At 70.9% G+C, this 24,791-nt stretch carries 23 protein-coding genes and 1 pseudogene; 13 read left to right on the plus strand and 11 right to left on the minus strand.

Annotated elements, in window-relative coordinates:
* Positions 1–104: 104 nt before the first annotated feature.
* Positions 105–2,393 (plus strand): LLM class flavin-dependent oxidoreductase, encoded by a 2,289-nt coding sequence (locus tag DLJ59_RS23755; RefSeq protein ID WP_124774817.1) that lies wholly within the window; start codon positions 105–107, stop codon positions 2,391–2,393.
* A gap of 30 nt (positions 2,394–2,423) precedes the next feature.
* Here the strand turns inward: DLJ59_RS23755 and DLJ59_RS38330 are convergent.
* The 3 genes and pseudogenes from DLJ59_RS38330 to DLJ59_RS23770 form a co-directional block, all read right to left on the minus strand.
* A pseudogene (locus tag DLJ59_RS38330) lies at positions 2,424–2,633 on the minus strand (alpha/beta hydrolase-fold protein); the annotation flags it as partial.
* A 177-nt stretch (positions 2,634–2,810) separates the two neighbouring features.
* Positions 2,811–4,865 carry an N-acetylmuramoyl-L-alanine amidase gene (locus DLJ59_RS23765; RefSeq protein WP_124774818.1) on the minus strand — a complete coding sequence of 685 codons (2,055 nt, stop codon included), beginning with the start codon at positions 4,863–4,865 and terminating at the stop codon, positions 2,811–2,813.
* A 20-nt stretch (positions 4,866–4,885) separates the two neighbouring features.
* Positions 4,886–5,707, minus strand: a complete 822-nt coding sequence (locus DLJ59_RS23770; RefSeq protein WP_124774819.1) for an FG-GAP repeat domain-containing protein — start codon at positions 5,705–5,707, stop codon at positions 4,886–4,888.
* Positions 5,708–5,946: 239 nt separating this feature from the next.
* On the opposite strand from DLJ59_RS23770, the gene DLJ59_RS23775 reads away from it, so the two are divergent.
* Together DLJ59_RS23775 and DLJ59_RS23780 are read left to right on the plus strand one after the other, a co-directional pair.
* Positions 5,947–7,074 carry a DUF4185 domain-containing protein gene (locus tag DLJ59_RS23775; RefSeq protein ID WP_124774820.1) on the plus strand — a complete coding sequence of 376 codons (1,128 nt, stop codon included), beginning with the start codon at positions 5,947–5,949 and terminating at the stop codon, positions 7,072–7,074.
* Between the two features lie 231 nt (positions 7,075–7,305).
* Positions 7,306–8,019 carry a GAF and ANTAR domain-containing protein gene (locus DLJ59_RS23780; RefSeq protein WP_124774821.1) on the plus strand — a complete coding sequence of 238 codons (714 nt, stop codon included), beginning with the start codon at positions 7,306–7,308 and terminating at the stop codon, positions 8,017–8,019.
* A 109-nt stretch (positions 8,020–8,128) separates the two neighbouring features.
* Here DLJ59_RS23780 and DLJ59_RS23785 read toward each other — a convergent pair whose 3' ends face one another.
* Positions 8,129–8,644, minus strand: coding sequence for an STAS domain-containing protein (locus DLJ59_RS23785; RefSeq protein ID WP_158630898.1), 516 nt, complete (start codon positions 8,642–8,644; stop codon positions 8,129–8,131).
* A gap of 283 nt (positions 8,645–8,927) precedes the next feature.
* Here DLJ59_RS23785 and DLJ59_RS23795 point away from each other — a divergent pair, with 283 nt between their 5' ends.
* Positions 8,928–9,812: a pyridoxal-phosphate dependent enzyme gene (locus tag DLJ59_RS23795; RefSeq protein WP_124774824.1), complete on the plus strand. Its 885-nt coding sequence runs from the start codon at positions 8,928–8,930 to the stop codon at positions 9,810–9,812.
* Positions 9,813–9,815: 3 nt separating this feature from the next.
* Here the strand turns inward: DLJ59_RS23795 and DLJ59_RS23800 are convergent, their stop codons facing one another.
* Complete coding sequence (locus DLJ59_RS23800) at positions 9,816–10,457, minus strand: HD domain-containing protein (protein ID WP_124774825.1); 642 nt, start codon at positions 10,455–10,457, stop codon at positions 9,816–9,818.
* Positions 10,458–10,545: 88 nt separating this feature from the next.
* Between DLJ59_RS23800 and DLJ59_RS23805 the strand changes: the two genes are divergently transcribed.
* The 5 genes from DLJ59_RS23805 (at position 10,546) to DLJ59_RS23820 (ending at position 14,297) form a co-directional block, all read left to right on the plus strand.
* Positions 10,546–11,604: a GlxA family transcriptional regulator gene (locus tag DLJ59_RS23805; protein WP_124774826.1), complete on the plus strand. Its 1,059-nt coding sequence runs from the start codon at positions 10,546–10,548 to the stop codon at positions 11,602–11,604.
* Positions 11,605–11,660: 56 nt separating this feature from the next.
* On the plus strand, positions 11,661–11,816 hold the full coding sequence (locus DLJ59_RS36435; protein WP_158630899.1) for a hypothetical protein: 156 nt from the start codon (positions 11,661–11,663) through the stop codon (positions 11,814–11,816).
* A gap of 176 nt (positions 11,817–11,992) precedes the next feature.
* Complete coding sequence (locus DLJ59_RS23810; protein ID WP_208648808.1) at positions 11,993–13,183, plus strand: MFS transporter; 1,191 nt, start codon at positions 11,993–11,995, stop codon at positions 13,181–13,183.
* Between the two features lie 63 nt (positions 13,184–13,246).
* A complete protein-coding gene (locus tag DLJ59_RS23815) occupies positions 13,247–13,876 on the plus strand; it encodes a VOC family protein (RefSeq protein ID WP_124774827.1) in 630 nt (209 codons plus the stop codon).
* A 37-nt stretch (positions 13,877–13,913) separates the two neighbouring features.
* On the plus strand, positions 13,914–14,297 hold the full coding sequence (locus tag DLJ59_RS23820) for an aldo/keto reductase (RefSeq protein ID WP_124774828.1): 384 nt from the start codon (positions 13,914–13,916) through the stop codon (positions 14,295–14,297).
* 15 nt (positions 14,298–14,312) lie between these two features.
* Here DLJ59_RS23820 and DLJ59_RS23825 read toward each other — a convergent pair whose 3' ends face one another.
* Complete coding sequence (locus DLJ59_RS23825) at positions 14,313–15,140, minus strand: GNAT family N-acetyltransferase (RefSeq protein ID WP_124774829.1); 828 nt, start codon at positions 15,138–15,140, stop codon at positions 14,313–14,315.
* A 7-nt stretch (positions 15,141–15,147) separates the two neighbouring features.
* Complete coding sequence (locus tag DLJ59_RS23830) at positions 15,148–16,731, minus strand: helix-turn-helix transcriptional regulator (protein ID WP_124774830.1); 1,584 nt, start codon at positions 16,729–16,731, stop codon at positions 15,148–15,150.
* A gap of 198 nt (positions 16,732–16,929) precedes the next feature.
* On the opposite strand from DLJ59_RS23830, the gene DLJ59_RS23835 reads away from it, so the two are divergent.
* Both DLJ59_RS23835 and DLJ59_RS23840 read left to right on the plus strand, forming a co-directional pair.
* Positions 16,930–17,190, plus strand: a complete 261-nt coding sequence (locus DLJ59_RS23835; RefSeq protein ID WP_124774831.1) for a hypothetical protein — start codon at positions 16,930–16,932, stop codon at positions 17,188–17,190.
* A gap of 13 nt (positions 17,191–17,203) precedes the next feature.
* A complete protein-coding gene (locus DLJ59_RS23840) occupies positions 17,204–18,337 on the plus strand; it encodes a cupin domain-containing protein (protein WP_124774832.1) in 1,134 nt (377 codons plus the stop codon).
* A gap of 56 nt (positions 18,338–18,393) precedes the next feature.
* Here the strand turns inward: DLJ59_RS23840 and DLJ59_RS23845 are convergent, their stop codons facing one another.
* Positions 18,394–20,271: a copper resistance CopC family protein gene (locus DLJ59_RS23845; RefSeq protein ID WP_124774833.1), complete on the minus strand. Its 1,878-nt coding sequence runs from the start codon at positions 20,269–20,271 to the stop codon at positions 18,394–18,396.
* 178 nt (positions 20,272–20,449) lie between these two features.
* Here DLJ59_RS23845 and DLJ59_RS23850 point away from each other — a divergent pair, with 178 nt between their 5' ends.
* Both DLJ59_RS23850 and DLJ59_RS23855 read left to right on the plus strand, forming a co-directional pair.
* Complete coding sequence (locus tag DLJ59_RS23850) at positions 20,450–21,445, plus strand: zinc-dependent alcohol dehydrogenase family protein (protein ID WP_124774834.1); 996 nt, start codon at positions 20,450–20,452, stop codon at positions 21,443–21,445.
* Positions 21,446–21,518: 73 nt separating this feature from the next.
* The gene (locus DLJ59_RS23855; protein WP_124774835.1) at positions 21,519–22,031 is read left to right on the plus strand and encodes a signal peptidase II; all 513 of its coding nucleotides are present in this window, start codon (positions 21,519–21,521) and stop codon (positions 22,029–22,031) included.
* Here DLJ59_RS23855 and DLJ59_RS23860 read toward each other — a convergent pair.
* From DLJ59_RS23860 to DLJ59_RS23870, 3 genes are all read right to left on the minus strand, one after another.
* Positions 22,020–22,622, minus strand: coding sequence for a LutC/YkgG family protein (locus tag DLJ59_RS23860; RefSeq protein WP_244236190.1), 603 nt, complete (start codon positions 22,620–22,622; stop codon positions 22,020–22,022). The genes DLJ59_RS23855 and DLJ59_RS23860 overlap by 12 nt on opposite strands.
* Complete coding sequence (locus DLJ59_RS23865) at positions 22,619–24,064, minus strand: lactate utilization protein B (RefSeq protein ID WP_124774836.1); 1,446 nt, start codon at positions 24,062–24,064, stop codon at positions 22,619–22,621. The genes DLJ59_RS23860 and DLJ59_RS23865 overlap by 4 nt, the downstream gene beginning before the upstream one ends.
* Positions 24,061–24,791 (minus strand): (Fe-S)-binding protein (locus DLJ59_RS23870; RefSeq protein ID WP_425271453.1); only part of this gene is annotated, 731 nt, incomplete at its 5' end. The genes DLJ59_RS23865 and DLJ59_RS23870, both read right to left, overlap by 4 nt.

The raw sequence follows: 24,791 nt of genomic DNA on the forward strand, positions 1-24,791 counted from the left end.
GGTCCGGCAGCCCAGGAATTTTCCTCTCCGAAGACGTGTTGTCCCACAAACGATAGGAAGAAAATACGAACTGTTGATCAAACTATCGCGTGGATGGTGAAGCAATGTCGGACTACGGGCACGAACTCCGGTTCGGGTCGTTCCTGACGCCCAGCGTGCACGCCCCGGATCAGGTGGTGGCGCTGGCCGAGCTGACCGAGGCGGCGGGGCTGGACCTGGTCACCTTCCAGGACCACCCCTACAACGCGCAGTTCCTCGACACCTGGACCCTGCTGACCTGGGTGGCCGCCCGCACGCAACGGCTACGGATCTCGGGGAACGTCCTCAGCCTGCCGCTGCGCCCGCCGGCCGTGCTGGCCCGGGCCGCGGCGAGCCTGGACCGGCTGTCGCACGGACGGTTCGAACTGGGCCTCGGCGCCGGCGCGTTCTGGGAAGGGGTCGAGGGCATGGGGGCCCGGCGGCTCACCCCGGGACAGGGGGTCGCCGCCCTGCGGGAGGCGATCGACATCCTGCGCGGCGTCTGGGACGACGCCGCCGACGGGCCACTGCGGCAGGACGGCGAGTACTACCCCGTTCCCGGCATGCAGCGCGGCCCTAAGCCGGCCCATGACATCGACATCTGGCTCGGCGCGTACCAGCCGAAGATGCTGGCCCTGACCGGCCAGAAGGCCAACGGCTGGCTCCCCACGCTGGAATACCTGCGATCTCCGGACCGGGTGACCGCCAACCGGCTCATCGACGAGGCCGCCGTCGCCGCAGGGCGCGAACCCCGGGAGATCCGACGCCTGCTCAACCTGTTCACTGTCGACGTCTCGGCGCGCAACCGCGGCTTCCTCCAGGGACCCACCGAGCAGTGGGTCGAGCAACTCCTTCCGCTGGTCCTCGACGAAGGGTTCAGCACGTTCCTGATCGGCCGCGACGACCCGCGCCTCATCCAGACCCTCGGACAGGAGATCGCCCCCGCGCTGCGGGAGGCTGTCGCCAAGGAGCGCGCGGGGCATGGGGCCGGTCCGGGACGGGTCCGCACGACCGTCGCGCTGGCCGAGCGGCACCCGGGCCTCGACTACGACGCGCTACCCACCTCGCTGGCCGAAAGGTCCGTCGAGCCCGGTGACGCGCAGTACGAGTCGGTCCGCCACACCTACAGCCGGTCCGGATCGCCGGCCCTGGTGATTCGCCCGCAGGACGCCGCCGAGGTGGTCGACGCCGTGTCGTACGCCCGCACGCAGGACGTCCCCCTGTCGGTGCGCAGCGGTGGGCACGGCATCAGCGGCCGGTCGACGAACGACGGGGGAGTCGTCATCGACATGTCGAGGATGAACAAGGTCGAGGTGCTCGACCGGGCGACCCGTCGGGTGCGGCTGGAACCGGGCGCCCGGTGGGGCGACGTGGCCCAGGCGCTTCACCCGTACGGCCTGGCCATGAGCTCGGGGGACTACGGAGACGTGGGCGTCGGTGGGCTCGCCACCACCGCCGGCGTCGGATACCTGGCGCGCAAGCACGGTCTGACCATCGACCACGTCGTCGCCGCCGAGATCGTCACCGCCGATGGCCGCCTGCTCCGCGTCGACGACGAGCATCACTCCGACCTGTTCTGGGCCGTCCGTGGCGCCGGTGGAAACTTCGGTGTGGTCACCGCGCTCGAGCTGGAGGCGTACGAGGTGGGAAACGTGGTCTACGCCCAGCTTGTCGCGGACGCGACCGACAGCGCCCAGCTGCTGGGCCGGTGGGGCCAGCTCGTCGAGGACGCGCCGCGGGAGCTGACCAGCTTCCTCTCGCTCTTCCCCGGCCGTCGGGGAAACCCTCCGGCTGCCCAGGTCACCCTCGTCTACGCCGGTGACGACGTCGAGGCGGCGCAGTCCGCCCTGAGCCCGTTCCTGGAGATCGGGCCGATCCTCGATCAGCAGGCGCAGCTGGTGCCGTACGCGGCGATCGTCGCGCCGCCGGGCAACCAGCACCGGGGGCAGGGGCTGGAGGACACCCGCAGCGGTCTGTTGCACCACGTCACGCCGCAGGCGGCCGACCTGATGGCGAACATGATCCATTCCGGCGATGTGATGATCATGCAGCTCCGGTCCGTTGGCGGGGCCGTCAACGACGTCGCCCGCGACGCGACCGCCTACCCGCACCGGCAGCAGAACTTCTCGGTGCTCGCCGCCACGGTCCCGGACCGCCGACCCCAGCTCGACAAGCTCTGGGCCGAGCTGTACGCGCATCTCGACGGCCTGTATCTCAGCTTCGAGAGCGACACCGATCCGGCTCGGCTGCTGGATGCCTGGCCCGAGCCCACCCTCGGCCGGCTACGCGCCATCAAGGCCACGTACGACCCGGACAACGTCTTCAACCGGAACTTCCCGATCCCACCGGCGACACCGGCCGGCCCGGTCGCCTAGACGGCGCCGGACAGGTACCCGCGCGCGCCAGTACCGACTGACCGAGCAGAAGTGGCCGTAGTACTTGGCCGCGTACCTCAGCGCGCCGAAGCCGCCCATCGAGAAGCCGGCAACCGCGCGCCCGTTGTACTCGGCGAAGGTACGGAAGTTCGCGTCGATCCAGGGCAGCAGCTGGGCGATGTGGAAGGTCTCCCAGTTGCGTGGTCCGACGAAGCTGTTCACCGGATTGCAGTACCAGCCGTCGTCGCGGTCGACGATGCGCAGGCCGTGCCCGTCACCGGCGGCCTGGGCAGCCGACGACGTGGCGAGGGCACCAGCGAACATCCCGGCGGCGGCCGCTGCCACGGAACCGCCGATCAGTCGGCGCCGGCCGATCGACGCGGCCGGGGGTACCTCGAACATTGCGGTCTCCCTGAGTCAGAGGGTGGTCTCGTTGGGCAGCCCGAAAAAGTCGTGCCACTTCACGCCGCCGAGGAAGTTGGTGCCGGTGGACAGCCCGACGTAGACGTCGTTGAGGGTGCCCTTGGTGAAGGCGATGACGTCGTCCCTGCCGTCGCCGTTGTAGTCGCCCAGATAGGGGAACTCGCCGGGCAGGCAGAAGAAGTCGTTCCACTTGACGGTCGTGCCGACGAACGAGGTGCCGGTGGAGACGGCCGCGTAGACGTCGGCCTCGGCGTTGCAGGTGAAGGTCACGATGTCGTCGCGACCATCGCCGTTGATGTCCCCGACCCGCGGCAACTCGGAACCGACCGCGAACAGGTCGTGCCACGTCTGCGCCGCCCCGAACGAGGCTCCCGTGGACAGGGCGACGATGACGTCGGACGCCGCGACCGGGCCCTGGGTGAAGGTGATGATGTCGTCGCGGCCGTCGCCGTTGACGTCACCCAGGGCCGGGTACTCACCGGCGATCGAAAAGTACTCGTGCCACTTGAGCGCTGTTCCAGCGAACGACGAACCGGTGGACAGCGCCACGTACACGTCCCCGGCGGCGTCATGGGTGAAGGCGACGATGTCGTCGCGGCCGTCGCCGTTGACGTCCCCCACCGCGGCGACCTCGGAGTTCGGCGTGAACCAGTCGTGCCACTTGGTGGCGCCGGCGAACGACGACCCGGTCGACAGCGCCACGTACACGTCGGCGAGCGAACCGTGGGTGAACGCGACGATGTCGTCGCGCCCGTCGCCGTTGAAGTCCCCGGACAGCAACGTCTCGTCGTTCAGCCCGAAGAAGTCGTTCCACTTCACCGACGTCCCGGCGAACGACGAGCCGGTGGACGCCGACACGTACACGTCGTTGAGCGAGCCGCGGGTGAACGCGACGATGTCGTCGCGGCCGTCGCCGGTGAAGTCCGTCGGCGACCCCGCCAGGTACCGGCCCCCCGAGCCGCCGGCGTTGACCAGGGAGATGTAGTAGTTCCAGTTCCAGTTCGGGCCGGGGTCGGTGTGATCGTTGCCGGGCATCTCGTTGTGGCCCCTGATCGCCGCACGGGTCTTCGGCAGCCCGTACTTGTCACAGAGGTAGCGGGTCAGCGCGGCAGACGACCGGTACATGGCGTCGGTGAACCAGGCCGGGTTGTCCACGAACCCCTCGTGCTCGATCCCGACCGCGTACGGGTTGGCCGAGCGTGCGTGGTAGGCGGTGTCGCCCTCGCGGACCATCTGGGTGATCTCGCCGTTGCTGGATTTCACCACGTAGTGGGCGCTCACCCCCGCCGTCGGGTTCTGGAACCAGCTCACCGTGCCGGCGTACGACCCCTGAGTCACGTGCACCACCACTGTGGTTATCCGCGCCGACCGGCCGGCCTGGTAGTTGCCGCTGTAGGCGGACACCCAGCGGGCGGGCGCGTACTCCGGCACCGCCGCCGCGGCGTTCGCGCCGGCGGCTCCCGCGGGAGCGACGTCCGCGTAGCGGCCGAGGTCGGGTCGCAGCGGTTGCGCCGCGACCCGGACCGGGCCGGCGGCGATCCCGGCACGCAGCAGGTCGTAGACATGGTCGGCGTAGAGCCGGGCGGTCGACGCGTTGACGGCGGCGCTGTAGCGGGCCACCACCGGGTACCAGGCGGAGAGCCGGTCGCGTGCTCCGCCGGTCAGCCCCTCGTCGTCGGCCAGGTCGCGGAGCACCGCCGCGCCGCCCCGGACGTTGGCGGACGTGACCGAGCGCAGGCGGTCGACCGGTTCGCCGGTCAGCGTGGCGGCCCGTTCCAGGCTGTGCTGGGTGGGGTTGCTGACCAGGTGCATGACCCCGTACCCGTTGGCCTGGCTGGGTAGGCCGTCGTGCCCGTCCAGGCGGGACTCGCCGTAGGCGACAGCGACCAGCAGGTCCCGGGGTACGTCGAACTCGGCGGCGGCCCGGGCGAAGTCAGCGGTGAGCGAGCCGGGCGCCGCGGGTCCGGCCGCGTGGGCCGGCGCGGTCGCGACCTGACCGGCCAGCGCCGCCGCCAGGAAGAGGGTGCACGCGCGCCTGGTCAGTCGCATGGGGGTCTCCATTCCGCTGGTCACAGCGTCGTCTCGCCGTTGAGGCCGAAGAAGTCGTGCCATCTGGTGGCGCCGAGGAAGCCGGTGCCGGTGGAGAGCGCGACGTAGACGTCGCCGGTGTTGCTGTGGGCGAAGGTGACGATGTCGTCCCTGCCGTCGCCGTTGACGTCGCCGGTGGTGGCGGTCTCGCCACCGAGGGAGAAGAAGTCGTGCCACTTCGCCGAGGTGCCGGTGTAGGAACTGCCGGTGGACGTGCCCACGTAGACGTCGGCCAGGGCGTTCTGGGTGAAGGTGACGATGTCGTCGCGGCCGTCGCCGGTGACGTCGGTGGCGGATCCGCCGGCGATGGCGTGGGTGCGGGTCGCCTCGTTGAGTTGGGCCCGGGCGGTGGCGGCCACCTGGTCGTACCGATCGGGGAAGCCGGACCGTTGGACGCACTGGGCGACCTGACCCGCGCTGTAGCGGGGGTTGTCGCGGTCGCAGAGGATGGCTCGGGTGACGTACTGGGTGCTGGCGTAGACCGGGTCCATGATCTGCTCCGGCGTGCCCCACCCGTAGTCCCAGCGCTGCTGGAACACCCCGAGCGACGACTTGTCGCCGCAGGGCAGGTTGTTCATGTGTGACTCGACCCAGCCCGCCTCGAACGCGGACAGCATCACCTTGTCGTTGGCGTTGTGGGCCCGCGCGACCCGATAGACGATCAGGGTCACCGCCGGGTCGCGGTTGGCGGGGATGGAGGGGCAGGCCAGAATGCCGAGCGGGTCCGCCTGCGCGGGGGTGGCCGGGACCGTCGTGCCGGCGATGCCGAGGGCGACAAGCAGGGCCAGGAGAGTACGTCTCACGCTGCTCCTCGGGGATGGTCAGTTGATGGCGGCTCTGGACCGCCACCGCCCGGAGGTCGATTGCTGAGAGTTTCTTCAGGGCGCTGACGTCTGTCAATGTTCTATGAAGAATTCCTTCAATGTATCGTTCTGGACGGGCAGGTATTGACAGCGACGATTGCCGGCGGGTTTACTCGCCCGCAACCGCCGTCCGATCACTGCGGCGCGGCAAGGACGTAGTGCGACAGGAGAGGGCAGCCATGGGCATACGTCGTCGCTCGTTGCTTGGCCGCGCCGCCGTGATCGGGGCCGCCAGCGCGGTCGGCTCCGGTGGAGCGCTCCTGAGCACTGTCGCTCCGGCCCGGGCCGCGGTCTGGAAGAAGCGGCTGACCGGAGCGGACCTCGACACCAGTAGCCGCTGGCGGGTGGCCGGCACCGATCTGGGTATCCCCTACGTGTTGGAGAACGGGTCGATCGGCTACCTCTTCGGCGACACCTTCGACACGCCGTGGCCCGAGGGCCCGCCCCTGCCGAACGACTGGCGGTCGCCGGTGCTGTTGCGCTCCGCCGTCCACCCCGGCGCGCCGGGCGGAGTCGTCTTCGACAGTGCCGCGAGGGTCACCGGCAACGGACGGGCTGCCGAGTTGATGCACAACGGCCACTACGGCATCGGCATCGACGGTCTTGCGGAGGTGACAGTCATTCCCAACGACGGCATCAGCTTTCCGGAGACCGGTCGGCAGCTCATCTCCTACATGAGCATCGAGAACTGGAACTCCGCCGGCCCGGCCGGCCCGCAGTGGAAGTCGCGCTACGGGGGGCTCGCCTTCTCCGACAACGGCAACGACTTCGTTCGTACGCCGTTGAAGTGGTGGAACAGCCCGGACAACAAGGACCCGTTCCAGATGTGGACCATGCAGCGCGACGGCGAGCACGTCTACGTCTTCTCGGTCCGGTCCGGGCGGCAGGACGGCCCGATGATGCTGCGCCGTGTCCGGTGGGACCGGCTGTTCTACCCCGAGTCGTACGAGGGCTGGGGCTGGAACGGCACCAACTGGGGCTGGGGGAGACCCTGCACACCCATCCTCACCGGTCGCTTCGGTGAACCGTCGGTGCGTCGACTGGCCGACGGGACCTGGGTGATGTCCTACCTCAACTGTCAGATCGGGTGCCTGGTCACCCGCACCGCGTCCGGGCCAGACCGGGCCTGGACGGCGGAGAAGATTCAGCTGACGAGCTGGCAGGAGCCCGGGTTCTACGGTGGGTTCATCCACCCCTGGTCGAGCCGGAACGCCGGCGACCTGCACCTGATGGTCTCGAAATGGACCCGCACCCCCGATGGCCGCAGCACCGCCTACCACGTCAGCCAGTTCACCGGCTCGGTGTGACGGGCCGTTGACCGACAGTCGTCGTGGCGCGGTGTTCACGGCCCGACCCGTCTGAGCTGATCGGCGCAAACGCAGGCCGACCGGGCCTGAACCGGGTGTGGGTGGGTGATTCGAGGGGTAGCACCAAGATTGCCGAGGACCGCTCCGAGCGGAGCTGCTGGGCAGTTGACGAGGTGCGGCCATGTCGGAAGACCTGTCCTGGCGGACGCCGATCGAGGAGGGCGCACTGCGATGACGCAGCCGACGATGGATCCCGCCGACGCGTTGGCCGAACTGGGCCGGGTCAGACTCGATGAGGTCAGCCTCGACGACGTGCTGCTCCGGATCGCCGAACTTGCCAAAGGGAGCATTCCCGGGACAAGGGAGGTGACGGTCACCCTGGTGCGGGGCCGGGTCGGTTGGACCGGGGCGTTCACTGGTGAGTTGGCCCGTCAGTTGGACGAGTGGCAGTACGAGCAGCACCGCGGCCCGTGCCTGGATGCCTCTGCCAGTGGTGACACCATCTCGGTACCGGACATGGCTAACGAGGGGCGCTGGCCGGCCTGGGCAGAGAGGGCTCGCGCCGCGGGAGTGCGGAGCTCCCTCTCGATCGGGCTTCCCATCCAGGGGTCGGTGGTCGGTGCGCTGAACGTCTACAGCGATTCGGTGAACGCGTTCGAGCCGACTTCGATCGCCAGCGCGGAAGGCTTCGCCGCGTACGCGGCCGTGGCGCTGGCCAACGCCCACCTGTACGAGAACGCCGCCACCTTGGCGGCGCAGATGCAGGAGGCGATGCGGAATCGGGCGGTGATCGAGCAGGCCAAAGGAATCATCATGGGGAGCCGGCGGTGCTCGCCGGAGGAGGCCTTCGCGCTGCTGTCGAAGATCTCCCAGGACACCAACCGGAAGGTGCGCGAGGTCGCGGAGGCCCTTGTCGCCCAGGCGGTGGGAAAGACTCGGGGGTGACCTGTCGCCCTGTCGACACCTCGCGCGGACGGGTCACTGCCCGAGTCAGATCTCCGAAGGCTTGCGCACGGCGTCGCGGACCCGGTCGATGACCGCCACGCCCTTTCCTTCATGCGGGGACGGTGGCCGAGCCACCCAGGAGTGGGCGGCTAGGAAAGGGCCGAGGGACTGACGTGTCTGTGCCGTACGGCGGGGGAGTCGCGGAGTCGCGTCGTTCTTGCGCACCGGGTGGTGTCGGCGCGTCGTCGAGTTCGAGGTGCCGCAGCACCCCGGCGACGTCGAGGACACGCCGGACGAACGGCGAGAGGGCGCGAAGCGTCAGCTGGCCGCCCGCGTCGGCGGCCAGCTGCCCGGATCTGAGCAGAGCGCTGATGCCGTGCGCGCCGAGGAAGCGGACCGCGGACAGGTCCACCGCGATCAGCGGCGTCGGGGCGCGGCAGAGGGAATCCACCAGTTGGGTGAGCAGGTGGGCAGTGCTCATGTCGAGCTCGCCGACAACGCTGATCACGCTCTCGGAGCCGTCGTGGCTCAACGTCAGCGACATGATCGGCTCGATGAGGGCGGTGCCCTGATCACTCAGGAGGTCAGGTGACACCGGCCGGGAAATGGGGGTCTGCTCAATCACATGCTGTCTCCGCCCTCGACGAGGGTGGTCGACCTGCCGTGCGTGTGCACGAACAGGGCTGACCACTGGAGGGCGCATGTCTTGACCCGGCGACCACCCTACCCGCCCTGAACGGTGGTAAACCCACCGGCGGGCCCCGGGCAGCGGCACGCGGCACCGCGCCCCGGTCGCCACGCAGACGTCGGTCCGCCGCCCCGGACGGCAGCACGTCGGGAATGGCCGCGCAGGAGCCGCCCACCGCCAGAAAGCTGCGTACGGGGCCGCGGAGTGCTTAGCTGCACGGATGATCACACCCGTTCCCCTCGGCACGTGGCCCACGCCGTTGGAGGCTGCGCCCCGGCTCGCCGCCCGGCTGGGGCTGGCCGAGCTCTGGTTCAAGCGTGACGATCTCACCGGCCTCGGTGGGGGCGGCAACAAGATCCGTAAGCTTCAGTACACCTGCGCGCAGGCGATCGCCGTCGGCGCCGGCACGGTGCTCACGTCGGGCGCGCCGCAGAGCAACCACGCCCGACTCACCGCGGCAGCCGCCGCTCGGCTCGGCCTCTCCTGCGTACTGGTGCTCGCCGGACCGCCCCCGGAGACCCCACGAGGCAACCTGCTGCTCGACCGGCTCGCCGGGGCGGAGATCGTCTGGGCTGGGGACCGCCCGCTCGCCGAGGTGGTGGCGGCCGAGGCGGAGCGCCGATCGGCGTACGTCATCCCGTTCGGCGGCACCTCACCCGCCTCGGTCCAGGGATATGTGGACTGCGCTCGGGAGCTGCGTACCCAGCTGCCGGCCATCGACGGGGCCGAGGTCGTGGTGGCGCTCGGCTCGGGCGGCACGATGGCCGGCCTGGTGCGGGAGCTGGGCGCGGAGCGGGTGGTCGGCGTGGATGTCGGTGCCCTGCCGGACCCCCGGGCGACCGTCGCCGAGCTGCTCGTCGGCGAGGTCGACCCGGACGCGTTGCGGATCGACGGCTCCCAGGTGGGTGCCGGGTACCGCACGCTGACCGACGCCGTGCGGGCGGCGCTGGAGATCACCGCGGGTACGGAGGGAATCTTCCTGGACCCGACGTACACCGGTCGGGCGATGGCGGCGCTGCTGGCCGGCAGCTTCCCGCGCGGCGCCCGGGTCGTCTTCCTGCACAGCGGTGGGCTACCGGGACTCTTCGGTCACCCCGAGCTGTAGGGCTCATTCGGGCCAGGCGGAATCCTCAATGACCCGAACGAAGTCGATGTGGCGGTAGCCCGGCACCCGGTGCTCCAACACGTCGCCGTTCACGGTCCCGAAGGTGGTGTCCGGCCGGTGCCGGAAACCGGCCGCGAAGGCGTCGACGATGGCCCGCTTGAAGTTCGGTCGCGGGTGTGCCGTGGTGACCGCCGCGATGTCCGCCGGCGACAACTCGTGGTAGCCGATCCCGAGCACGTCCGTCTCGACGCCCGCGGTGACCAGGGCGACCTCGGGCTCCAGGCGGTACGGAACCTCGGGCGTGGTGTGCAGGGCGATCCCTTCCCAGACGAGTCGGGCCTCGTGTTCGCCGATGCCGTTCGAGCGGAGGAAGCGGCGTGCCTCGTCGGCGCCGTCGAGTTCGAAGCGCTGATCGTCGCGGCGGTAGCGTTCGGTTAGTCCCAGATCGTGGAACATCGCTCCCACGTAGAGCAGCTCGGGGTCGGCCTTCAGGCCCAGTCGCCGGCCCTGGAGGGTGCCGAAGAGGAAGACCCGCCGCGAGTGATGGAACAGCAGGTCGTCGGTGGCCTGGCGGACCAGTTCGGTGGCGTCGGTGGCGAGCTGCGAGTCGGGGATCTCGATGCCGGCGATCGTTGTCTGGCTCATCACGGTCCTGTCGGTTCGGGAGCCCGGCCGGGCTCCGATGCGTCCAGCATCACCCGGCCGACCTGCCGAAAGCCCTGTCCTGTCTGCCATGCTTCCCTCAGATCAGGACAACATCGGAGGGGTTGGCGCGGTGGGCAGTCGGGCGACGGAAGCACACCGGGTCACGGCCCTCGTCTTCGACGGCATGACGTTGCTGGACCTCGCCGGGCCGTTCGAGGTCTTCGCCGAGGCCGCCAAGTTCGGCGCCCGGTACGAGTTGGAGGTGCGCTCCAGCGACGGTGCCGCCGTCCGCGCCTCAACGGGCCTGCTCGTCCAGGTGGATGGCGCTGTCGACGCGGCGACCGACGTCGGGACCGCCCTCGTGGTCGGCGGCGACGCGCTGGCGGTACGCCCGATCGGTGCCGACCTCACCACCGCCGCAGCAGCGCTGTCACGCCGCGCCGAGCGCACCGCCGCGGTCTGCACAGGCGCGTTCGTCCTGGCCGCCGCCGGCCTGCTCGACGGGCGGCGGGCGACGACGCACTGGCAGCACGCTCGGCTGCTTTCGGCGGCTTTTCCGCAGGTCAGCGTGGAGAGCGATGCGATCTTCGTGCGGGATGGGACGATCTTCACCTCGGCCGGGGTGTCCGCTGGCATCGACCTCGCGTTGGCCCTCGTGGAGCGCGACCACGGTCCGGAGGTCGCCCGGTCGGTGGCCCAGTCGCTCGTCGTCTTCCTACAGCGCCCGGGCGGCCAGTCGCAGTTCTCGCCGTCGCTCGCCCTGCCCCGACCCCGCACTCCGGTGCTGCGGCAGGTGATCGACGCGGTGGCTGCCGACCCGGCCGCCGACCACTCGGTGACGGCCCTCGCCGCCCGGGCGCACGTCAGCCCTCGTCACCTCTCCCGGATGTTCCAGCAGGAGCTTGGCAGTAGCCCCAGCAAGTACGTGGAGGGTGTGCGGGTCGACGCGGCCATCCGGCTGCTGCACGCGGGGAAGTCCGTCACCGCCTGCGCTCATCTCGTCGGCATTGGCAGCCCGGAGACGTTGCGCCGGATGTTTCTCGCCCGGGTGGGGGTGCCACCCCGCGCCTATCAGCAGCGGTTCCGGACGACGGAACGTGACTCGACGGCGATGCCGGACGACGACGAGGGCCTGCCGGATCGGTGAACCGCGCCGACCTCTCGTCGGATCAGACGCTGGCGAAGTGCTCGCGGTGATCGCGGATGAACTCGGCGAACGTCCGCGGCTGCCGGCCGACGGTCCGCTCGACATGGTCGTTGGTGAAGCCGCCCCACCCCGAGAACCTCGGCCGACCACTGGTCGAGACCGGCCTGGAGCAGGCCAGCCTCCCGGCGGGCGGTCAGGACACCGAGGGCTGAACCGGCGGCGCGGGACGCCGTACCCCGTGCTCCTCGGAGCGAGCGCAACCGGCGGCGGACCACGCCGACCCGGTCGAACTGGCATGGCGCCGCGCTCGCCGGGTAGGCCGCCATGACCCTGGGGCCGGTGGAACGCCCAGGCCGGACCGCTTTCCGTGCAGTCGAGGAGCACCGACATGTCGATCTCAGGGCGGGCCCGACTCTCGCCGTCGGCCTCCCTGGTGCTGTTGGCGTCGATCCTGGTGTCGTTCCTGGCCGCCTCGGCAGCCCCGACCCCGCTCTACGGCGTGTACCAGGAACGCTGGCACTTCTCGCCGGTCACGACCACGGTGGTGTTCGCTGTCTACGCGCTGGCGGTGCTGGGCTCGCTGCTCACGTTCGGCAAGTTGTCCGACCACGTCGGTCGGCGGCCGGTGCTGGCCGTCGCGATCGCGGTGCAGATCCTCGCGCTGGTCGTCTTCATCTTCGCCAACGGCGTTGCGGCCCTGCTGGTCGCCCGCCTCGTGCAGGGGCTGGCTGCCGGTGCCGCCACCGGCGCCGTGGGGGCCGCCATGCTCGACATCGACCGTGCCCGGGGCACGCTCGCGAACTCGATCGCCCCGGGTATCGGAACCGGAAGCGGGGCCCTGCTCTCGGCGTTGCTTGTCCAGTACCTGCCCGCGCCGACGCGGCTGGTGTACGTCGTCCTGCTGGTGATCCTGCTGATCCAGGCCGTCGGGGTCGCGTTGATGCCGGAGACCGTCACACCGCTCGCCGGGGCCCGACGCAGCCTGCGGCCGGAGATCGCACTGCCCCGCTCGGTGCGCCAACCGGTCCTGGTCGTCGTCCCGGTGCTCTTCGCCGTCTGGGCGCTCGCCGGGTTCTTCGGCGCGCTCGGCCCGGCGCTCGTCCGCAGTCTCATGAACACGTCGATCGTGATCGGCGGTCTGGTCCTCTTCGTCTTCGCCGTCTTCGGGTCGATCGCCGTCGTGGTGCAGCGCAACACCGCCGCGCGGACCGTGATCCTGACCGGGATCGTCGCGCTCATCCTCGGCATGATCGTCACGTTGGCGGCGGTCATGGCGCAGTCCGTCCCGGGCTTCTTCGTCGGTCTCGCGCTCGGGGGCGTCGGCTTCGGCAGCGGCTTCCAGGGCAGCCTCAAGACGGTCATGCCGCTGGTCGAGGCGCACCAACGCGCCAGTGTGCTGTCCGTGCTCTACGTCATCTGCTACATCGGCTTCGGTCTCCCCACGGTGATCGCCGGCTTCCTCGTGGTCTACGCCGGCGGGCTGCCGCGGACCGCCGACGAGTACTCCGTCGCCGTCATCCTCCTCGCTCTGATCGCCCTGTTGGGGGTGCGCCGGGCCGCCAGGATGCCGCCGGGCTGATGCCGGAAAGCCGGCACCGAGCACTGACGCAAGCAGTACCCGATGATCAGGAAGGGGACAGCGATGAGCCCGAAGGTTGCCCAGGGTGACGCGAGTGCGGCGTCGCGGATCGAGAGCCTCGACGTCAAGCTTGAGGTGATCGTCATCCCGGTCTCGGATGTCGAGCGGGCGAAGTCGTTCTACCAACGGCTGGGGTGGCGGCTCGACCAGACCCCACCCGGCATCGTCCAGTTGACGCCGCACGGCTCCGCGTGCTCCGTGCAGTTCGGCCCCGGGCTCACGTCGGCGGCGCCCGGCTCGGCCATGGCCTACCTGATCGTGTCCGACGTCGAGGCGGCCCGCGCCGACCTCGTCGCCGCCGGCGTCGAGGTCGGCGACGTCTTCCACGTCGGCCCGGACGGCCCGGTCGACGGGCCGGACCCGCAGCGGCGCAGCTACTTCTCGCGGGCCACGCTTCGCGACCCGGACGGCAACACCTGGCTGATCCAGGAGATCACCACCAGGCTTCCCGGGCGCATCGAGGGCGGCCTGACGTCGTACGGCTCGGTGAGCGACCTGGCGGGCGCGCTGCGGCGCGCGGCCGCCGCGCACGGCGAGCACGAGAAACGTACGGGCGAGCGGGACGACAACTGGCCCGACTGGTACGCGGCGTACATGGTGAGCGAGCAGTCGGGGGCCAAGCCGCCCGAGTGAGTCCGCCGCTGGCCGGTCAGCGCAGTCCGCGGATGAGTTGTCGACCAGAGGTCTGCTCAGTGGCCACTGGTCGGCGGACCGTCAGCTGGCCGGCACGGACTTCCGGGCGAACAGCCCACGCTTCCAGGGCGAGCACCTGACCGCCAACCTGCGCCTCGTGGACGCGCTCGGCCGGGTCGCGCAGCGGCCCGGGGCGACCACGAGCCAGGTGGCGATCGCCTGGGTGGCGGCGCAGGGTGAACAGATCGTGCCGCTGGTCGGGGCGCGTCGACGGGATCGGCTGACCGAGTCGCTGGCCGCTGTCGACCTGGTGCTCGACCAGGACGCGTTGGACGAGATCGAGCGCGCCGTGCCGGCCGGCGCCGCCTCCGGGCAGCGGTACGCGACTCCGATCATGGCCTCCCTCGACAGCGAGAAGTGACCCCGGCGGGCGGGCTCAGGACGCTGCTCGCCAGACCCAGTTGCGCCGTTCGTAGAGCGGCACCAGCCCGGCCCGGCGCAGGTTGTTCAGCGACGGGTTCTGCTGACCGGGCGCGGGCTTGCCGGTCTCGGCGAACAACCACCGGCAGCCCGCCTCGGCGGCGGCTCGGGCGCGGGCGGCGATCAGCGCCGACTGCGCCCCGAGGCCGCGGTGACCGGAGGCCGTCGCGGCGGCGTTGAGCGACGCGGCCTCGCCGTGCAGGAACAGGTTGGCGCCCGCCACCAGCTCACCGTCGTCCCAGGCCGCGAAGGGTCGCCACGCCGGCTGGCCGACCGTCGCGGCCAGCATGTCGGTGAGCCCACCGGTCGGCATGCCGAACCCGGTGAGCAGCACATCGGCCCAGCGTCGCGCCTCGGCGGCCGGCACCGGGGCGACGCGCAGGCTGGTCTGCGACGCGGCGACGTCGGCGGGTCGGGCGGCGAGCTTGACCCAGGTGCTTCCCGGAGCCAGCCCGCGCGCGGCGGCCACCTCGTCGAAGCCCGCGGGCAGCACGGACGGGACGAGCTGGAGCACAGCCTGGTCGACGCCGTGCTCCCGGTAGAAGTCGAGGACGCGATCCAGGATCTGCACGGTGAACGGCTCGGTGGTGCCGAAGCCGAGGGCCTTGCTCCAGTACCCGCCGGAGGGATCGTTGCGCATGGCGAGGGCGACGCCGCCGCCGATGCGGGTGGTCGCGATCCCGAGATCGGTGTACGTGGGTCCGGGTGCCTGTGACTCGTAGGAGTGCATGAATTCGCACTCCACGGCTTCGGCGAGCGGGGTCAGGTCGGCTGGCGCGGTCATCGGGCGATTATCGTCTGGTCCTTTCCCAGGTCCGCACCAGCTGCATCCGGTTGTGGATGCCCAGCTTGTGGTATATGGAGCGGAGTTGGGTGTCCACGGTGTGGAAGGAGACGAAGAGGCTCCTGGCCGCTTCCTTCTTCGTGGCGCCAGCGGCAAGCATCTCGGCCACCCGCTCCTCGGCGGGGGTGAGCGCGTCGATGCCCCCGCTCGACGGCTTGTCGAGCGATGGCCGGTGCCGCGGGGTGGCGGCGAGGTCGGCGCAGCGCCGATCGGCGATCGCCTGGTCGCCTGGGGCGCCGATCCGGGCGTAGAGGGCCGCCGCCTCGTGCGCTGCGTCGCGCGCCTCCCCGGAGCGCAGCCGAGGGCTGTTCGCGAGGTCGAGCAACGCGTCGGCCAGCGCCGGCCGGGCGGCGGTGGTGCGTAGCTGGTCGACCGCCGACCGGAGCGCGTCCGGGTCGCCGTCGCGCAACCCTCGGCTCTGGTCGGCCAGCGCGTGCCACAGCGGCACCGGCGTACGGGTGCGCACCAGCTCGACCAGTTCGGTGACCCGGCGCGCGGCCCGGGTGTCGCTGGCAGCCACCGCCGCGCGGACCAGTCGGGGGCCGAGATGTGGCACTGGCAAAAGCGGCCGGACCGACCGGTGCAGGTCGGCGACGACCCTGGTGAGCAGGCCCGCCGGCGCGCTGAGGGCGGGATCGCGAACCGCCACGCAGAACGCGAAGCTCCACATCGTACGGTTCGGCCACCGATCCTCGGTGGCGCAGGTGCGGAGGATGGCGCGCGCGTCGTCGTGCTCGCCACGGCGGTAGCGGACCTCGCCGATCACCGCGACCAACAGGGCACGCACCTCCTCGCTGATCTCCGCCGAGCCGGAGCTGAGCGTCGTGACCGCCAGCGCGGCCGCCTCGGGCAGCTCTCCCACGGCCACCATGCGCAGGCAGTCCAGCGCGGTCAGCCCGGTGAGCGGACCATCGGCCTCGTCGGGCGCCTGCCGGGTCGCGGTCCGTGCGTCCTGGTGCCGGCCCAGGCCGAGCTGCACGAGGATCCGTTCGGCCCGGATGGACGGGCTGTCGGCCCGTGCCGCCCAGGAGCCCGGGTCCAGGGCCGCCAGCACGGCCTGGGCGCCCGGCAGATCGCCGTGCGCGAGCGAACGGGCGGCCCGGCCGAGGGCGAGATGACGAGCGGACGACTGGTCACCCGACGCGGCGTGTGCGGTGCCCGCGTCGCGGAGCAGGGCATCGGTGTCCGGATGTCCCGTGCGGGCCGCGATCGTGGCGAGCATTGCGAGCAGGGTGCTGTGGCTGCGGGCGTCCAGTCGAAGGTTCAGCGCCTCCCGCAGACCGGCGAGGGCGATGGTCGGCTGCTCCAGTGCCACGGTCTGCGCCAGGCGACCGAGCAGGAGGGCGCGTTGGCGCTCGCCGCTGCGACTCGTCGCGATCTCCGCCGCCAGGACGTGCAGCGCCTCCATCCCGCGTCCGGCGAGCCGGAGCTGAGCCGCGGTGACGAAGAGCCGGTGCCGTCGTTGCTCGGCGGCGTCGGCGGTGATGTCGTCGGCCGGGAGCATTCCGGCGGTGAAGGATGATTCGGACAATGGCGTTCTCCCCGGTTGTTACCAGGCGCGTCGAAATGCCGTCCTGCGACCGAGCCTAGCCATGACGGCAGGTACGGGCGACCGGATCGACGAACCGGCGGGATTGCGCCGAAAGGCCCGCGGCGTCCGGGATGCGCCGCACGGTAATGGCGCGATCGCGTGATGCGACGGCCGGTCCTCGGCGTCGACCATCGAATCATGGCCCTGCTCATCGAACTTCCCGGTCTGCACCGGCTCCGGGTCGTACTGCTGATGTTCGTCCTCTATGCCGGTACCGGGGCGGGTGGTCACGCTCCGGCATGGACGCGGCTGGTGCTGATGGCGAGCGCGGCGGCGATTCCGGTCGCGATCGCGGTCCAGTACGGCCGGCCCGGAGTGCGTGCCCTGCTGGGGATCTCGTCCCGGCTACGGCTGCGGAGCGGATCCGTTTCCGCGCCCGAGCCGATCCAACCCGAGTGAGGAGGCAGCGATCATGGCGAACAGCGATCCCGAGCCGCGACGCGGCGACCAGGGCGCCGCGCCCTTCGCGGGCCGTAACGTGGAGCTTGAGCGGCAGAACCCGGACCTCCTGGTTCCGCCGACGACCGACAGCCGGCTGGTGCCCAACCTCAAGTTCTCCTTCTCGCAGGCGCACACCCGGGTGGAGAAGGGCGGCTGGACCCGGGAGGTGACCAGCCGCGACCTCCCGATCGCCAGTCAGCTGTCCGGCGTCCAGTTCGGTCTCGAGCCGGGCGCATACCGGGAGATCCACTGGCATCAGCAGTCCGAGTGGGCGTACATGCTCAGCGGCAGCTGCCGGATCAGCGCCGTCGACCACGAGGGACGCAACTTCATCGAGGACGTGAAGGCCGGCGATCTGTGGTTCTTTCCGCAGGGTGTGCCGCACAACATCCAGGCGTTGGAGGACGGCGCCCAGTTCCTGTTGGTCTTCGACGACGGCGCGTTCTCGGAGAACAACACGTTCCTGCTCAGCGACTTCTTCGCCCACACCCCCCGGCACGTCCTGGCCAAGAACTTCGGCTGGACGCTGGAACAGATGGAGAACCTGCCCGAGCGGGAGAAGTACATCTTCCAGGGCGACGTCCCACCACCCTTGCACCAGGACCGGGTGGTCAGCCCGACCGGCGACATCCCACGAAGCTTCAAGCACCGGATGCTCGCGCAGACCCCGCAGCGTTTCCGCGGCGGCACGGTCCGGATCACCGACTCGACCAACTTCGCCGCCTCCGTGACCACCGCCGCGGCTCTGGTGGAGGTCGAACCGGGCGGGTTGCGCGAACTGCACTGGCACCCCACCACCGACGAGTGGCAGTACTACATCTCCGGCACCGGGCGGATGGGCGTCTTCGCCGCGCAGGCCGCCGCGCGGACGTTCGACTTCCAGGCCGGCGACGTGGGTTACGTCCCCTTCGCCTACGGCCACTACATCGAGAACACCGGTGATGAGCCGCTGGTGTTCCTGGAGATGTTCCGCCATCCCCGGTTCGAGGACATCTCGGTGATGCAGTGGATGGCCAACACACCCCACGAGGTCATTGCCGACACGATCAATGTGCAGAAGTCGATCGTCGACAGCCTGCCGAACACCAAACAGGTTGTGCTCTGAGCGACGGGGCCGCCCGTCGGCCGGGGGACACCGACCGCCCGTATGACGACGAACGATCACGGCAGATTGATGGTGAACTCCCCGGTGTGCACCTTGCCGGCGACCTGGAAGTCGAAGAAGGCCCGGTACCGGCCTGAACTCGGTGCGGTCAGCCAGAACTTGACCGTCCCGTCGACCAACTCCGGCTCGGGGTGGACGTGCACGTAGCCGAGATCGCCCTCCCGAACGACGACCAGGTGCCCGTACGCGCCCAGGTATCGCTCCAGCTGGGCGGGCGTGGCCGTGTCGGCGCGGTTGATCTGGAAGTGGATCGGCGCCGTCACCCCTACCGTCGGGGTACCGGTCATCGACACCGCGTACGGACCAGCCGTTGCCCGCGCCTGCGCTGGCGGCAACGCGGCCGGGCTGTGCGCGCCGGGCACTGTGTGGTCGACGCCCAGCACCAGAGGCTGCTGCGTGCCGTTGGCCGCGGTGACGGAGAAGTCGGCGTAGACGCGGTAGCCGCCCGGGCGGGCCAGCGTCAGGGGGACGCTCCAGGTGCCGTCGGGTGCCATCGTCGGATGCAGGTGCTGGTAGCCGGTCAGGTCGCGGCCCACCACGATCAGGTGCAGCGGCTTGTCGTGAACGACAGCGAAGCGGGTCGCCGCCTGCCGGTCGGTGCCGACGATCCGGAACCGGTAGTCAGTTCGTACGCCGGGCGGTTGGGACCGTTCCAGTGGTTGCAGGGTGTACCCGTTGGCGCTGACCGTCGTTCCGGTTGCCAGCGTCTGGCCCGTCCCGCCGTCACCCGGGTGCGTGTGCGGGCCGGTCCCCGGCGCGTGTTGGTGCCCGTCGGCGGCCGACACCTCCTGGCCCGAGGCGGGTGGCCCGCCCGCTGCCGCTCGCGCGGCGCCGGTCGCCGGACTCTCGTCGGCGGCACCGACGCGCGCCAACCCGAAACCGGCCAACAGGGCCACCACCAGCCCACCGACGATCAGCGCCAGCCGGGTGTTGCCCAGTCGGGATTCCGGTGTGCCGGCGGCGACATCGACGCCGGCTCGCGGTTCGGAGTCGAGTGTGGTCGCGCCGACACCGCCGCCGCGACGGGTCGTACCCGTCCTGCCGCCGGCGGTCCTGCTTGTGGGACGGGCACCGGCGCCGCGTCGGCGAGACGTCGCCGCCGAGGTACGGCCCCGGCCGGTGGGTCTGCCGGTGCGAGCCGGGCGGCGACGCCAGCCGACAAGCCCGGCCACCCCCACCGCCACCACGACCGCCATCGCCCAACCGGTCCAGGCCGGTATTCCGGAATCGCTGTCACTGCTCGACTCGGTCGGCGCAGCCACCGCAGCCGTCGGGGTCGATGGGTCGGCAGCGGTGGTCGGCACCGCCGAAACCTGCCCGGATGTCTGGTGCTGCTCGGTGGCGGCGAGCAGCGCCGGGTCCGGCTGGGTGGATGGTGGGCTCCACCCCTGCGGCGCTGCCGTCACCGGCCCGTCGTAACGGAACGTCATCGTGCCCCGCACGGTGTCGCCGTCGGACGCGATCGACAGGTAGCTCACCGAATACTGGCCTTTGGCGGGCAGATGCGCGACGGCCACGACCGCCGGGAATCCCGTCGTGTACTCGCGTGGCTCGAACTGCCCATTGACCAGGAAGTACTCGCGTACCGGCTGATCCAGCGGCTTCGGCTCCCCATACGACCAGCCGTTGTCGACCCGGGTGCCGCCGGGGGCGGTGATCGTGAAGTACGCGTTGGCGGCGGCCTTCTCGGTGAAGAACAGCTGCACCGACGCCAACGGTCCGCGCACCGTGGCGTTCGCCGCTGGCGTGGACCCGGCGAGGGTCCCGTGCGCAGCGGCGGGCCGCGCGGACGCGAGGAGAGCGACAGCCGAGGCGAGGAGGAGCGCGAGGAGGCCCGGGACCACCCGCCCGGAAATCTGAGGGTGACGGCGCATTTGAATATCCTCACCGTGCTGAGACTTTTTACAAGAGGTGACGATCTTTTTCCTCGGATGGCAAAAGCTGACCCCGGGCGTGACGGGTGGTCGGCCGGGTCGGGCGAACGTTGCGCCGGCCGGCGATCCGGTCGGATAGCGTCCACGTGGGGTCTCGATCACGGAGAGTGTGGGAGCTATGCGGGCTGCGGTGCTGCGGGAGTTCGACGTTCCGCTGACGGTCGAGGAGATCGATCAACCCACTGCGGTGGCGGGGCAGGTGCTGGTGCGGATCGTCGCCAGCGGGGTCAACCCGCTCGACACGAAGATCCAGGCAGGGAAGGCCGCACACGCGCGTGTCCAGCCGCCGGCGGTGCTCGGCATCGACCTCGCCGGGGTCGTCGCGGCGGTCGGTCCGGAGGTGACCGGCTTCGGGCCGGGAGACGAGGTGTACGGGTTGTGCGGGGGCGTCGGCGACCTGCAGGGCTCCCTGGCCGAGTACGCCGCCGTGGACGCCCGGTTGCTGGCCCGCAAGCCGAGGAGCCTCTCGATGCGGGAAGCCGCCGCGATGCCACTGGCCGCGGTCACCTCCTGGGAGGGACTGGTCGACCGGGCCGGGGTCCACGCCGGGCAGAAGGTGCTGGTGCACGGCGGTGCCGGCGGTGTCGGTCACGTGGGTGTGCAGCTTGCCCGGGCGCGAGGCGCCGAGGTGTACGCCACGGGTGGGCCGGCGAGCATGCGGGTCATCGAGAGCCTGGGCGCCGTGCCGATCGACTACACCGCGAGCACCGTGGAGGAGTACGTCGAGCGGCACACCGGCGGCGAGGGCTTCGACATCATCGTCGACAACGTCGGTGGCGCGACGCTCGACGCCTCGTTCGCGGCGGTCCGCACCTATCACGGGCACGTCGTCAGCGCGCTGGGCTGGGGCTCACACTCGCTCGCCCCGCTGTCGTTTCGTGGCGCGACCTACTCCGGCGTGTTCACCCTGCTGCCGATGCTGACCGGGCGGGGCCGGGAACACCACGGTGTCATCCTGCGCGAGGTCGCGACGCTGGCCGATGCCGGTTCGCTGCGCCCCCGACTGGACGAGCGCCGGTTCACGCTCGACACGGTCATGGACGCCCACCGCCTGGTCGCCGACGGCACCGCCAACGGCAAGGTCATCGTGGACGTCGGCGACGAGGAGCGGTGACGGCGCTCCCACCGGTGGTGCCCGCGTTCACCGCCGGTGGTGACGGTCTCCGCTGACCGGTTAGGGTTCCGGGATGTTCCGCGCCGTCGTGTTGATCGCTGCTGTGGTGCTCGCCGCGGATCAGCTCAGCAAGTACTGGGCCGAGTCCGCGCTCTCTGGCGGGCAGACGATCACGGTTCTCGGTGACCTGCTGCAACTGCGACTCGTGTACAACCCGGGTGCCGCCTTCTCGATCGGCTCCGCGTACACCTGGATCTTCGCGGTGTTCGCGGCGGCGGCGGTGGTCGCGGTGACCGTCGTGGCGCGGCGGGTCACGTCGCGCGGCTGGGCGGTGGCGTTGGGCCTGGTGCTCGGCGGCGCGACGACCCACCTGCTGGACCGCCTCTTCCGGGAGCCGGGGTTCGCTCGCGGGCACGTGGTGGACTTCATCGACTACGCCGGGTTCTTCGTCGGCAACGTCGCCGACATCGCCCTGGTGGTCGGCGTGGGCGTCGTCATGCTGCTCAACGTGCGCGGCATTCCACTGCGGGCGACCGCCCCGGGCGCAACCAACAGTGACGAGCAGGTGTCGTCGTCAGGCTCCTGAACTGATCAGCACGATCTCCAGTCGACGGGGGCCGTGTACTCCCTCGACCCGGTTGAGCTCGATGTCGCTGGTGGCGGACGGGCCGGAGATCCAGGTCAGCGGCGCGCGTGGGTCGAGGCGGGCGAGCGCCTCGGGCAGCAGACCGACGACCTGGTCGGTGCGGACGACGCAGATGTGCCGGTCGGGGACCAGGGTGAGCGCGCGCCGCCCCTGCGCCGGGCCGGCGTCGAGGATGATGGTGCCCGTGTCGGCGACCGCGACGGCGCAGCCGGTCAGGACCGCGTCCAGCTCGTCCAGTGTGGCCGGTGACAGCGCAGGCGCGTCGCGGTGCAACCGCCCGGCGTAGCCGGCCAGCCAGCCGGCGGGGACGTCAGTGGGGACGGCGAGCCGGTCGACCGCGCTGAGCAGCCGAGGTAGGGCGTCGATGCCACGGTGGACGACCGCCCGGTAGTCCTCCAGGCGGTCGACCAGGGTGTCGATCAGGTCGCTGCGGTCGTCGACCCGCCGGTACCGGCGGGGGACCGGAACCGGCGGCGGCCCGTCGGCCAGGGCCGTCCGCAGCCGCGCCAGGATCTCGTCACGTGCGGTCACTGCTTCTCCCACCATTCCCGGAAGGTCTGCGGCGCGGGCAGCGGCAGGTCCCGCGACCGGGTCCACGCCGACGCCGGCCAGGGCAGTCGCCGCAGCGTCCGAGCGCCGGTGCGCCGCTCCCGGTACGCCCCGAGTGGTCCCGCGCCGGCCCGGGCCAGGCGCAGGGCGGCGGCCCAACGTCGGGGGCTGCGCATCACCCAGGACAGGACACCCATGGTGGCCCGTTCGGCCGGTGGGTGCGGCGCCTGCTGGCGGAGGTGGACCAGGATCTCCGGAATGTTGATCTTCACTGGGCACACGTCGTAGCAGGCGCCGCAGAGGGTCGACGCGTACGGCAGCGACGCGTTGTCGGCCACCCCGGTCAGCTGCGGCGACAGGATCGCGCCGATCGGCCCCGGATACACCGACCCGTACGCGTGCCCGCCGGCCCGCTCGTACACCGGGCAGACGTTGAGGCACGCCGAGCAGCGGATGCAGGACAACGCCGGCCGTCCGACCGGGTCGGCGAGCACCGCGGACCGACCATTGTCAACAAGCACGACGTGCACGGTCTGCGGGCCGTCCCCGGGGGTGACGCCGGTCCACATCGAGGTGTACGGGTTCATCCGCTCGCCGGTCGAGGATCGGGGCAGCAGTTGCAGGAAGACCTCCAGATCGGTGAAGGTCGGCAGCAGCTTCTCGACGCCGACGACGCTGATCAACGTCTCGGGGAGGGTGAGGCACATCCGCCCGTTGCCCTCGGACTCCACCACCACGAGGGTGCCGGTGTCCGCGACGGCGAAGTTGGCGCCGGAGACGGCGACCCGGGCCGAGAGGAAGCGCCGGCGCAGGTGGACGCGGGCCGCCTCGGCGAGCGCCGCCGGTTCGTCGCTCAGGTCGGCCGGCGCGTCAGGCATACGACGCTGGAAGATCTCCCGGATCTGGGCCCGGTTGTAGTGGATCGCCGGCACCAGGATGTGCGAGGGGGTGTCCTCGCCGAGCTGCACGATCAACTCCGCGAGGTCGGTCTCGTACGCGGCGATCCCGGCGGCCTCCAGCGCCTCGTTGAGCTCGATCTCCTGGGTGGCCATCGACTTGACCTTCACGACCTCGTCGGCCCCGGCGGCCCGGGTCAACGCGACCACGATCCGGCACGCCTCGGCAGCGTCGCGGGCCCAGTGCACGGTGGCGCCGGCAGCGGTGGCGGACGCCTCGAACTGCTCCAGCAGCTCCGGCAACCGACGTTGGACGTCCGCCTTGATCGCCGAGCCGGCGTCGCGCAGCGCCTCCCAGTCGGGCACCTCGTCGACGACCCGGGCGCGCTTGGCACGGATGGTGCGGGTGGCCCGGTGCAGGTTGGCCCGCAGTTGCTGGTCGGCGACGGCCGGTCTGGCGGCGGTGGGAAAGGGCAGTGGCGTGCGGATCCGCCCGCCCCCGGTGGCGGGTGCGACCGGATGGCTCATGAGCTGGCTCCCGTCTGCGCGAGAATCTCGGCGTAGTGCATGGCCCGTACGCCGGACCGGTGGCGGTCGAGGCCGCCGCCGATGTGCGCCAGGCAGGAGTTGTCGGCCGCGGCGAGCACCCGCGCGCCGGTGTCGCGGACCCGGGCGCACTTGTCGGTGAGCATCGCGGTGGAGACGTCCGGGTTCTTCAGGGCGAACGTGCCGCCGAAACCGCAGCACTCCTCGGCGTCGCCCAGCTCGACCAGCTTGATCCCGCGCACCTGGCGCAACAGGCTCAGCGGCCGGTCGCCGAGGCGCAGCATCCGCAGGCCGTGGCAGGTGGGGTGGTAGGTGACCGTCTCCGGGAACTCGGCGCCGACGTCGGTGACGCCGAGAACGTCGACGAGCAGTTCGGACAGTTCGTAGGTGCGGGCGGCCACCGAGGTGGCGGGCGGGTGCAGGTGCGGGTACTGGTCGCGGATCATCGCCGTGCACGACCCGGACGGCGCGACGATGGCGTCGTAGGAGTCGAAGACGTCGACGTAGTTGCGCACCATCGGCATGGCCTCGGCCCGGTAACCCGTGTTGGCGTGCATCTGCCCGCAACAGGTCTGGGCGGTGGGGAAGTCGACGGTGTGGCCGAGTCGCCGCAGGATGCGGGTGACCGCGATGCCGGTGGCCGGGAACGCCAGATCGTTGACGCAGGTGATGAAGAGGGCGATCCGCACGGCGGCTCCTCGGGTGGGTG

Origin of the sequence: Micromonospora inaquosa (genome assembly GCF_003857055.1) — a bacterium.
Lineage (GTDB): Bacteria > Actinomycetota > Actinomycetes > Mycobacteriales > Micromonosporaceae > Micromonospora > Micromonospora inaquosa.

What these genes read in the sequence shown, in the direction of transcription:
- DLJ59_RS23775 (WP_124774820.1), top strand. Translation starts at nt 5,947, where the DNA reads ATGGGCATACGTCGTCGCTCGTTGCTTGGCCGCGCCGCCGTGATCGGG.
- DLJ59_RS23845 (WP_124774833.1), bottom strand. Translation starts at nt 20,271, where the DNA reads ATGCGCCGTCACCCTCAGATTTCCGGGCGGGTGGTCCCGGGCCTCCTC.
- DLJ59_RS23840 (WP_124774832.1), top strand. Translation starts at nt 17,204, where the DNA reads ATGGCGAACAGCGATCCCGAGCCGCGACGCGGCGACCAGGGCGCCGCG.
- DLJ59_RS23855 (WP_124774835.1), top strand. Translation starts at nt 21,519, where the DNA reads ATGTTCCGCGCCGTCGTGTTGATCGCTGCTGTGGTGCTCGCCGCGGAT.
- DLJ59_RS23765 (WP_124774818.1), bottom strand. Translation starts at nt 4,865, where the DNA reads ATGCGACTGACCAGGCGCGCGTGCACCCTCTTCCTGGCGGCGGCGCTG.
- DLJ59_RS23835 (WP_124774831.1), top strand. Translation starts at nt 16,930, where the DNA reads ATGGCCCTGCTCATCGAACTTCCCGGTCTGCACCGGCTCCGGGTCGTA.
- DLJ59_RS23810 (WP_208648808.1), top strand. Translation starts at nt 11,993, where the DNA reads ATGTCGATCTCAGGGCGGGCCCGACTCTCGCCGTCGGCCTCCCTGGTG.
- DLJ59_RS36435 (WP_158630899.1), top strand. Translation starts at nt 11,661, where the DNA reads ATGAACTCGGCGAACGTCCGCGGCTGCCGGCCGACGGTCCGCTCGACA.
- DLJ59_RS23755 (WP_124774817.1), top strand. Translation starts at nt 105, where the DNA reads ATGTCGGACTACGGGCACGAACTCCGGTTCGGGTCGTTCCTGACGCCC.
- DLJ59_RS23780 (WP_124774821.1), top strand. Translation starts at nt 7,306, where the DNA reads ATGACGCAGCCGACGATGGATCCCGCCGACGCGTTGGCCGAACTGGGC.
- DLJ59_RS23795 (WP_124774824.1), top strand. Translation starts at nt 8,928, where the DNA reads ATGATCACACCCGTTCCCCTCGGCACGTGGCCCACGCCGTTGGAGGCT.
- DLJ59_RS23825 (WP_124774829.1), bottom strand. Translation starts at nt 15,140, where the DNA reads ATGACCGCGCCAGCCGACCTGACCCCGCTCGCCGAAGCCGTGGAGTGC.
- DLJ59_RS23805 (WP_124774826.1), top strand. Translation starts at nt 10,546, where the DNA reads ATGCTTCCCTCAGATCAGGACAACATCGGAGGGGTTGGCGCGGTGGGC.
- DLJ59_RS23850 (WP_124774834.1), top strand. Translation starts at nt 20,450, where the DNA reads ATGCGGGCTGCGGTGCTGCGGGAGTTCGACGTTCCGCTGACGGTCGAG.
- DLJ59_RS23865 (WP_124774836.1), bottom strand. Translation starts at nt 24,064, where the DNA reads ATGAGCCATCCGGTCGCACCCGCCACCGGGGGCGGGCGGATCCGCACG.
- DLJ59_RS23815 (WP_124774827.1), top strand. Translation starts at nt 13,247, where the DNA reads ATGAGCCCGAAGGTTGCCCAGGGTGACGCGAGTGCGGCGTCGCGGATC.
- DLJ59_RS23800 (WP_124774825.1), bottom strand. Translation starts at nt 10,457, where the DNA reads ATGAGCCAGACAACGATCGCCGGCATCGAGATCCCCGACTCGCAGCTC.